General features: G+C 69.7%; 6 protein-coding genes. 2 read left to right on the top strand and 4 right to left on the bottom strand.

All coding sequences use genetic code 11. The features are described 5' to 3' along the window. Window positions 1-214 precede the first annotated feature (214 nt). The gene (locus AB0J68_RS03465; protein WP_354855669.1) at window positions 215-1,489 is read right to left on the bottom strand and encodes a DUF1479 domain-containing protein; all 1,275 of its coding nucleotides are present in this window, start codon (window positions 1,487-1,489) and stop codon (window positions 215-217) included. An 88-nt stretch (window positions 1,490-1,577) separates the two neighbouring features. Here AB0J68_RS03465 and AB0J68_RS03460 point away from each other — a divergent pair, with 88 nt between their 5' ends. Continuing rightward, window positions 1,578-2,705, top strand: a complete 1,128-nt coding sequence (locus AB0J68_RS03460; RefSeq protein ID WP_354855668.1) for an ROK family transcriptional regulator — start codon at window positions 1,578-1,580, stop codon at window positions 2,703-2,705. Between the two features lie 23 nt (window positions 2,706-2,728). Then, on the top strand, window positions 2,729-3,106 hold the full coding sequence (locus AB0J68_RS03455) for a hypothetical protein (protein WP_363935876.1): 378 nt from the start codon (window positions 2,729-2,731) through the stop codon (window positions 3,104-3,106). Window positions 3,107-3,604: 498 nt separating this feature from the next. Here the strand turns inward: AB0J68_RS03455 and AB0J68_RS03450 are convergent, their stop codons facing one another. The 3 genes from AB0J68_RS03450 to AB0J68_RS03440 all read right to left on the bottom strand — a co-directional run bounded on the left by AB0J68_RS03450 (window position 3,605) and on the right by AB0J68_RS03440 (window position 6,824). Beyond that, on the bottom strand, window positions 3,605-4,018 hold the full coding sequence (locus AB0J68_RS03450; protein WP_354855690.1) for a carboxymuconolactone decarboxylase family protein: 414 nt from the start codon (window positions 4,016-4,018) through the stop codon (window positions 3,605-3,607). 647 nt (window positions 4,019-4,665) lie between these two features. Continuing rightward, window positions 4,666-5,550: a class I SAM-dependent methyltransferase gene (locus AB0J68_RS03445; protein ID WP_355065897.1), complete on the bottom strand. Its 885-nt coding sequence runs from the start codon at window positions 5,548-5,550 to the stop codon at window positions 4,666-4,668. Between the two features lie 170 nt (window positions 5,551-5,720). Beyond that, window positions 5,721-6,824 (bottom strand): FUSC family protein, encoded by a 1,104-nt coding sequence (locus AB0J68_RS03440; protein ID WP_363935873.1) that lies wholly within the window; start codon window positions 6,822-6,824, stop codon window positions 5,721-5,723. Between the last annotated feature and the right edge of the window lie 111 nt (window positions 6,825-6,935).

Here is a 6,935-nt window from a genome sequence, read left to right as displayed (position 1 = left end):
ATGGGATTTTGAACCGCCGGCGGGCCCGCTGACGCCTCCATCCTCGTTGTGGGTCCGGATGCTGATCAACGGCGCAGATCGCGGGAAGCCATAAGCAGGTCACGCCTACCGCTGAGAAAGGCGACCGGCCGTCTTCGCCGACACCGTTATCCGCTCAGTCGTTGTGTCTCGGTAAGGCAGGGGCCGGAAAGAGTCGTGCAGCGTTCGTGGATGTCTAGGCGATTCCGAGGCCGCGGCGGCCGGTTTCGTTGAGGTCTTCGGGCTGGAAGCGGTTGGGCCATTCGCGCTCGTAGTCCTCGGCGGGGAAGTCCGAAGGGCTCGATCCGCTGAGGAACGCCTCGCGGACGTTGGCGGCGTACTTCTCGTTGCGGGGGCACCACGGTGCGGCGGGGATGTACATGACGTTGCCCCAGCCCTTCTGCGACTCGACCGGCGCGACACTATGGATCATGTCGGCGTGCCACCAGACCGAGTCACCGGCCTGCACGTCGGGGATGCCGGCCAGTGCCTCCATGAGCGGAGCGTGCCACTTGTGGCCAGCCGGGAAGACCTGGTTGACGGTGACGCCACACATGTCGTCGTCGGGGACGTCAGACAGCAGTGGGCGCAGCATCAGGTACGCCATAGCCTCGGGAATCGGCACGGTGTGCAGCACGCCCTGGTCGTGGGCCATGTCAGACAGGGCGGTCCAGCCCTGGAAGGTGCGGAATGCCGAGCACATGGTGGTGCCGGGGTACTGCGGGCCGTCGGTGCGGTGCGCGGCGTCCCACGGGTCGTACTGTTCGACGCTGCCGTCGAACAGGTGCCGGAACGCCTGCTGGTAGGCCCTGGTCATCCACAGGTCCAGGGTGCCGGGGTCGAGGTGGGTGCCTAGGCCGGCGGAGTCGGCGCCCTCGGGGCGGCGGCGGATGCGGTCGGGGTAGAGCGAATCCCTGTTCGGGTCGAACCACTGCACGCCGTCAGACTCCGACTTCCACTGGCTGTTGAGGAAGGCCTGGACGGCCGCCATCCGGTCGCTCTGGCGGGCCTGCATCTGTGCGGGCGACCAGTAGATCGGGTAGATCTCGGGCTTGGAGCCGACGCTGCCGAAGAAGTCGTCGCCGGGGCCGCGGTAGTTCTCGAAGAAGTTGTTGCTCTCGACGTAGTCGACGATGTCCTGGTCCCACGCGAGGGCCTGGTCGCGGTCGAAGTGGCCACGCACGACCAGGCAGCCGCGGCGGCGCAGCAGGTCGAGTTGCCCGGCGGTGACGGTGCAGTTCGCGATGTCGGCGTAGTCGATGACCGGCCAGACGCTCTCGCCGCGACGGCGGGCGGCGTTGATGTCATCGACGGCGGCCTGGACCCGCTGTTCGACGACGGCGAAAACCTCATCGACCGTACGCCCGGAGGCCTCGATCCGGGCGCGCAGCGCGGCCTTGATCTCCCGGGTGGCCGCTTTGAGGTCGGCGGGGGTCTGCTCCCAGTGCGGCAGTGTGGTGCTGGTCGACACGGCGTCTCCTTCTAGTTAGCCCCCATTACTTGAAAGACTTTACTGGGTCGAGCCTCTTCTAGGCAATAGCCCTGACTAGAATGTTGGCGTGGAGCCCACCTTGCCGTCGCAGGAGATCGTCCGGTCGCTCACCGACGAGCACGTGCTTCGCGCGTTGATGCAGCACCGTCGACTTACTCGCGCCGAGCTGGCCGTCGAGATCGGCATCTCCAAGCCGACCGCGGGGGAGAGCGTGCGCCGGCTGACCGAACGCGGCCTGGTGGCCGACACAGGTGAGCGCACCCCGGGTGGTCGCGGTCGCGGTCGGGTGGGCTCGTACTACGCGCTCGCGCCGGCGGTGGGCGTGGCGCTGGCCGTCGTCATCGCTCCGGAGGGTGTCGTGGCGGAGTGCCTGGACATCTACGGTGACACGGTGTCGCGCGCGGTCCGGCCGATCGACCGGCCGGCCCGCCCGAGCCAGGCTGCCGATGCGCTGGCCGCCGCGACCGTCGAGGTTCTCGCCGCAGCCGGCCGGCCGGCCCGGCTGGCCGTCGTCAGCGCGGCTGACCCGGTAGATCGCGCCACCGGCCGCCTGGTGCAGCTGCCCGACTCACCTTTCCTGGTCGGTGACCTCGACCCGGTCGCCGTCCTCGCGCCGCACGCGGGCGGCCCGGTCGTCGTCGACAACGACGTGAACTGGGCGGCGCTGGCCGAGCGGAACACCGCCCGCGACTTCGCTTACCTCTACTTGGGTGAAGGGCTGGGCTGTGCGATCGTCAGCGACGGCGAGGTCCGCCGCGGGCATACCGGCCTGACCGGTGAGATCGCCCACCTGCTGACCGTCGGGCCGGGTGGTCGCGCGGTCCGGTTGATCGAGGTCTTCGGCGAGCTGGGTCTGCGCCGCGACGGCTCGACCGCGATCGACGTCGAGCGGCTCCTCGACAGCGACCCCGCGACGCGGGAGCTCATCGGCCAGGCCGTTGCCGGTGTCGTCGCCGCCGTGGTCGCGCTTGCCGACCCGCAGGAGATCGTTGTTGGCGGTTCGTGGGGCCCTGCCCTGATCGGTAGCATCCGCTCGGCGACAACACCGATGCCGCGCGAGGTCCCCGTGCGGCCCGCCGTGCTGACCGGCGAGCCGGTTCTGGCCGGTGTGCGCGCGGAGGCGCTCAACCGCCTCCGGTCAGCCATCACGACGACATCCAACACCGTGAACGTTCGTGGTCAAGGCACTAGATAGGCGCGGCAGCCTACGGTTGCGGGGTGAAGCTTGACTACTATTCTGCCGCCGAAGGCGTCGACGTCGCGAGTGGCCGGGCAGACCTTTGTCACCTCGCTGACCTGGTAGCAAGCGGAGGCGAGCTGAGCCTTGCGCCGTCCGCTCACCCTCGGCATCTACGGGGTGTGCTCATCGAAGTGACGCAGGGCCCCGTCGTTATTGGTGTCGACGATCGCAGCTATCTCGGCATCCACGGTGGCGCGGAAAGCCGGTCGCTCCTCGCCGACCTGCTACGCGATGTAGCCAGCATGGACGACGGCGGCCACGTTCACCTGGAGTACTTCGAGGGTCCCCATTTCCTGGCACCAGACAGCGTGCCGCTCATCGTCAACAGTCCGCATGGTGGGATGCCTCGGAGCTGATCAAGCGATGCCACGCACGAAACCGCCCCACAACATCATTTTCATTAGGAGTTGTAAGGCTACGTTTGTAGGCATGCTGTAGATCGATGTGGAGCGTTGCGGGTCAGCTTGATGGGGTTCGCCGTAGTTCCGTCATTCGAGACCGGGCGCTGACCACATGGCCAGTTGAGCATGTTGAGGTTCTCGATGTTCAGGTACTGCTACCACGTCTCATCGTCGACGGCGCAGCCCGCTGTTTGCTCGCTGAGCGCCTACCGATCGGCGTGAGCGGCCGACGCTCCGCTCCTACCGCTCGGAGCGGCGACGCCGCTGCCTTCGTCGTGCCCCGGTCAGGCCCTCGAAAAGCCGAAGCAGTTCACGATGGTGCTAAGCGAGATTAAGGCAGCCCCTGGTGCCGCCGTTCGGGCGCGGCACCGTCGCCTCGGGCCGGCAGCAGACCGGGCGACGTGAGCGGGCGCTATCAGCTGTGTCGGCGACGCGTGAGCGACGACGGCGAGGTCAGCCGGCCGGGGTGGGGCTTGCCGGGACAGGTAGCAGGTTGCGCTCTGCGAAGACCTTCTTGGCGACGAGCGTGGCGTTGACGGCCCGCGGCACGCCGCAGTAGACCACCGCCTGCAGCAGCGCCTCGACTATCTCCGACGGCGTCAGGCCCGCGTTGAGTGCCCCGTTGACGTGCACTTCTAGCTGGGCCCCGGCATCACCGAGGCCGGTCAGAATGCCGAGGGTGAGCAGCTCCCGGTCCCGGCGCGCGAGCTGGGGCCGGACGTAGAGATCCCCGTAGGACCAGGCGACGGAGCGACGGCTGAGCTCGGGCGAGACGTCGGCGAGGGCTTCCAGGAGTCTTTGCGCGGCGCCGCCGTCGGCCTGTCGCAGCGCCTCAAGACCCCGCTCGTACTGCTCGTCCTCCGCCATGCTCACGCCCCACCTCTGCCAATCGTCCTGTCGGCTGGACCGGCGGGTACCCATTGCCGTGCCGGACAAACGGGTCGCGTCCCGCGCGTCGGTCGATAGGGGGCGCGGCCAGTGAGATCAAGGAGGAGGTCCTCCAAGCTGCTTTGCCGAACCAGGACGCCGCCCGAGACGAGGCCGACGCGCTCACCTCAGCCTGCGCGGCGTCGCGATGGCACCTCGAAGCAGGAGGCCGGCCCGACCCAAGGGCGTCAGGCGCTGATCAAGTTGACCGTGCTCGCTGACGGCTGCCGGCGGTGGCGTGCCAATATTAGGGGAGCAGGCTGGGGAGCAGACGGATGCACTGAGGAGTCGGCTGCTGGCCGAGTGTGCGGACCTCCCCGATGCCCGCCAGGGGCGGCTCGGCAGGGGCCGCCGCGCACCACGGCACAGCGGAGCATGTCGCCGCCTTTGGTCCGGGACTACGTCACCTCCACCTGACCGACGGCCGTCGCGACTGACAGGCCTCCGTGCCTGTCGCAATCAGCGCGATTGCAGCTCGGGCTCGCGATGGTTGAAGGGGGCGAGGCGGTGGTCCTGCTGAGGACGACCGGGCCAGCGCAAGACGTGTGTCCGTCGGGTCAGTGAATGCGGGGCGACGCGGTACGTCCTCAGCGGTACCCGTGTGGACGCCGTGCGCGAAGGAACACCGTGGCCATCGTGCGCCGCGTCGGCGTACCGGCCGCGGCCAGGGCGGTCATGTATGTGTCGAGACGCTCGCGATCGTCGTCGGTCAGGGCGGCGGCGATCGCTTCGCCGTACGTGGGGACCAGGGGGTTGGGTGCCACTCGCTTGAGTGCCTCCCAGTCCCCGATCGGGTCGGCGGGCACGTCGACCTGGGCGCGGTAGCTCAGCTCCACCGCCTCGAAGCCGGCGGATACTGCCCAGTCGACCAGGTCACGCTCGTCGAAGTCCATCATCGGTCGGGTGGTTTCCGCGGTGGTGCTCCGGTAGACGTCGCTGACCTTGGCGATCAGGTCGTTGACGGGCGAGTTGCCCAAGCCGAACAGATCATCGGGCCGGAGCCGCTCCGCGAAGCCGTTGATGGGCTCGAACAGGGACATCCGTCCGCCCGGCCGCAGGACCCGGAAGAACTCCGCGAAGGCGGCGGTCTTGCGGTCGGAGTAGATGAGCACCGAGCGAGTGGTCACGACGTCGACAGAGGCGTCAGCGATTCCGGCGAGGTCATCGGCCGGCGCGACCACAAAGTTGCACCGCTCGTCGCCACCGGCGGTGCGCCGGCACTCGTCGAGCACATCCGGTGAGACATCGCTGAAGATGACTCGGCCGTCCGGGCCGAGCCGATCCAGCGCGCCGAACGCGATCAGTCCCGTCCCGCAGCCCACGTCGAGGACCACGTCGTCGGCCACCAGCCCGGCTCCCTCAAGGACGCCATCACGGAACGCCGCCAGATCCAGGGCGTTACGGGCGCGCAGGCCCGCGCTGTTGCCGTCCCGGCGGGCAAGGAGCCACTGGGCCCACTTGTCCCTCGCCACCGGGTCAGCGTAACCCCCGACGCATACCCGGACGATCGTTCGCGAACAGCGAGAACGTGGAGTCGGGCAACGCCACGCCGTCGTCGGTCGCCGCCAGGCGGTGGCGCCGGACGCTGTGACGCGGCATCACGTTGTGGCGCGAATCGTTGTCTCCGGCCGGACGACAGGCGTCAAGCCCGGCTCAGGCCGAGCGCCTCGTCCACCCGGTCCAGCACCGTCATGTCGTCGTGGCCGACGCCGCGCAGCAGGTCGATGGCGGTCGCCCGGATCTGTCCGACGATCATGGTGACCGGCAGCGGCGGATCGGACCGCAGCAGGCCCGCGGCGATCCGGACCGCTTCCAGGGCCACCGCGTCGGCCCGCTGCGCATGCCGGTCGGCGTCGGCGCCGCTCAGGTCGCTGGCCAGCGCCTCCCCGGCCGACCGTACGGCGGCGGTCAGCGCGCCAATCGCGGCGGCCAGCTCCGGCGGTGTGGCGGTGTGCCGGCGGGTCAGGGTCACAGCGGCCCGGGCCAGCACCCGGATGTTGCGGGCGGCGTAGTCGAGCTGCCGCAGCGTCCCTTCCACGTCGGCGAGCTTGCCCAGGTGCCGGCGGCGCAGCCCCAGCCGCAGCGTCTCACCGGTGGCGAGCACGGCGGTCTGCAGCTGGGCGACGCAGTCGTCCACCTGCCGGGCTTGGTCCAGCGCGGCGCGGGCGGCATCCTCGTCGCAGCCCTGCAGCGCCGCGTTCACCTCATCGAGCAGGTCGGCCAGGTCGGTGTAGCTGCACCGAGCCTGGGCCACCAGCGGCGCCAGCGGGTCGCGGGCGGCCATCAGCTGGCTGGCGGCCAACGCGACCGCGCCGCCGATGAGCGCGTCGACGAAGCGGAACGGCATCAGCGTCCCGTGCGGTGCGGCGACCACGACCAGGTACATGGCCGAGACGGTGGCCTGCACGACCAGGGCACGGCGGGCACCGATCACCACGAGCGTCGTGGTGGTCAGTACCAGCACCAGCAGGACCGTGCCGGTGCCCGGGCCCAGCGCGTACACCAGCAGCTCCGCGACGAGCACGGCGGCGGCCACGGCGAGCAGGATCTCGACGGTCTGCCGCAGCCGTCGACCGCGGGACTCACCGAGCACGACGAGCGCGGCGGTCGGGGCGTAGAACGGGTCCGGGTGACGGATCACCACCGCTGCCACGATCCAGGCGACCACCGCGGCGGCGGTCAGCTCGACCACGGTCATCCCGTCGCCCCGCAACCGCGCGACGGCGTCGCGCCCCCACGTCCGCACCGGTGATACCCCTTCCGCCCAGCGGACCGGGGACGGCCGCCGCTTGATCTTCCGCGAGAACGGGCACTACCCCGCCCGTGACCTGCTCAATCGTCAGGTGGTGGGCGGCAC

Origin of the sequence: Micromonospora sp. NPDC049580, assembly GCF_040675595.1 — a bacterium.
Lineage (GTDB): Bacteria > Actinomycetota > Actinomycetes > Mycobacteriales > Micromonosporaceae > Micromonospora.
The sequence above is the reverse complement of the archived record's forward strand: the minus strand, read 5'-3'. Positions and strand labels throughout refer to the sequence as shown.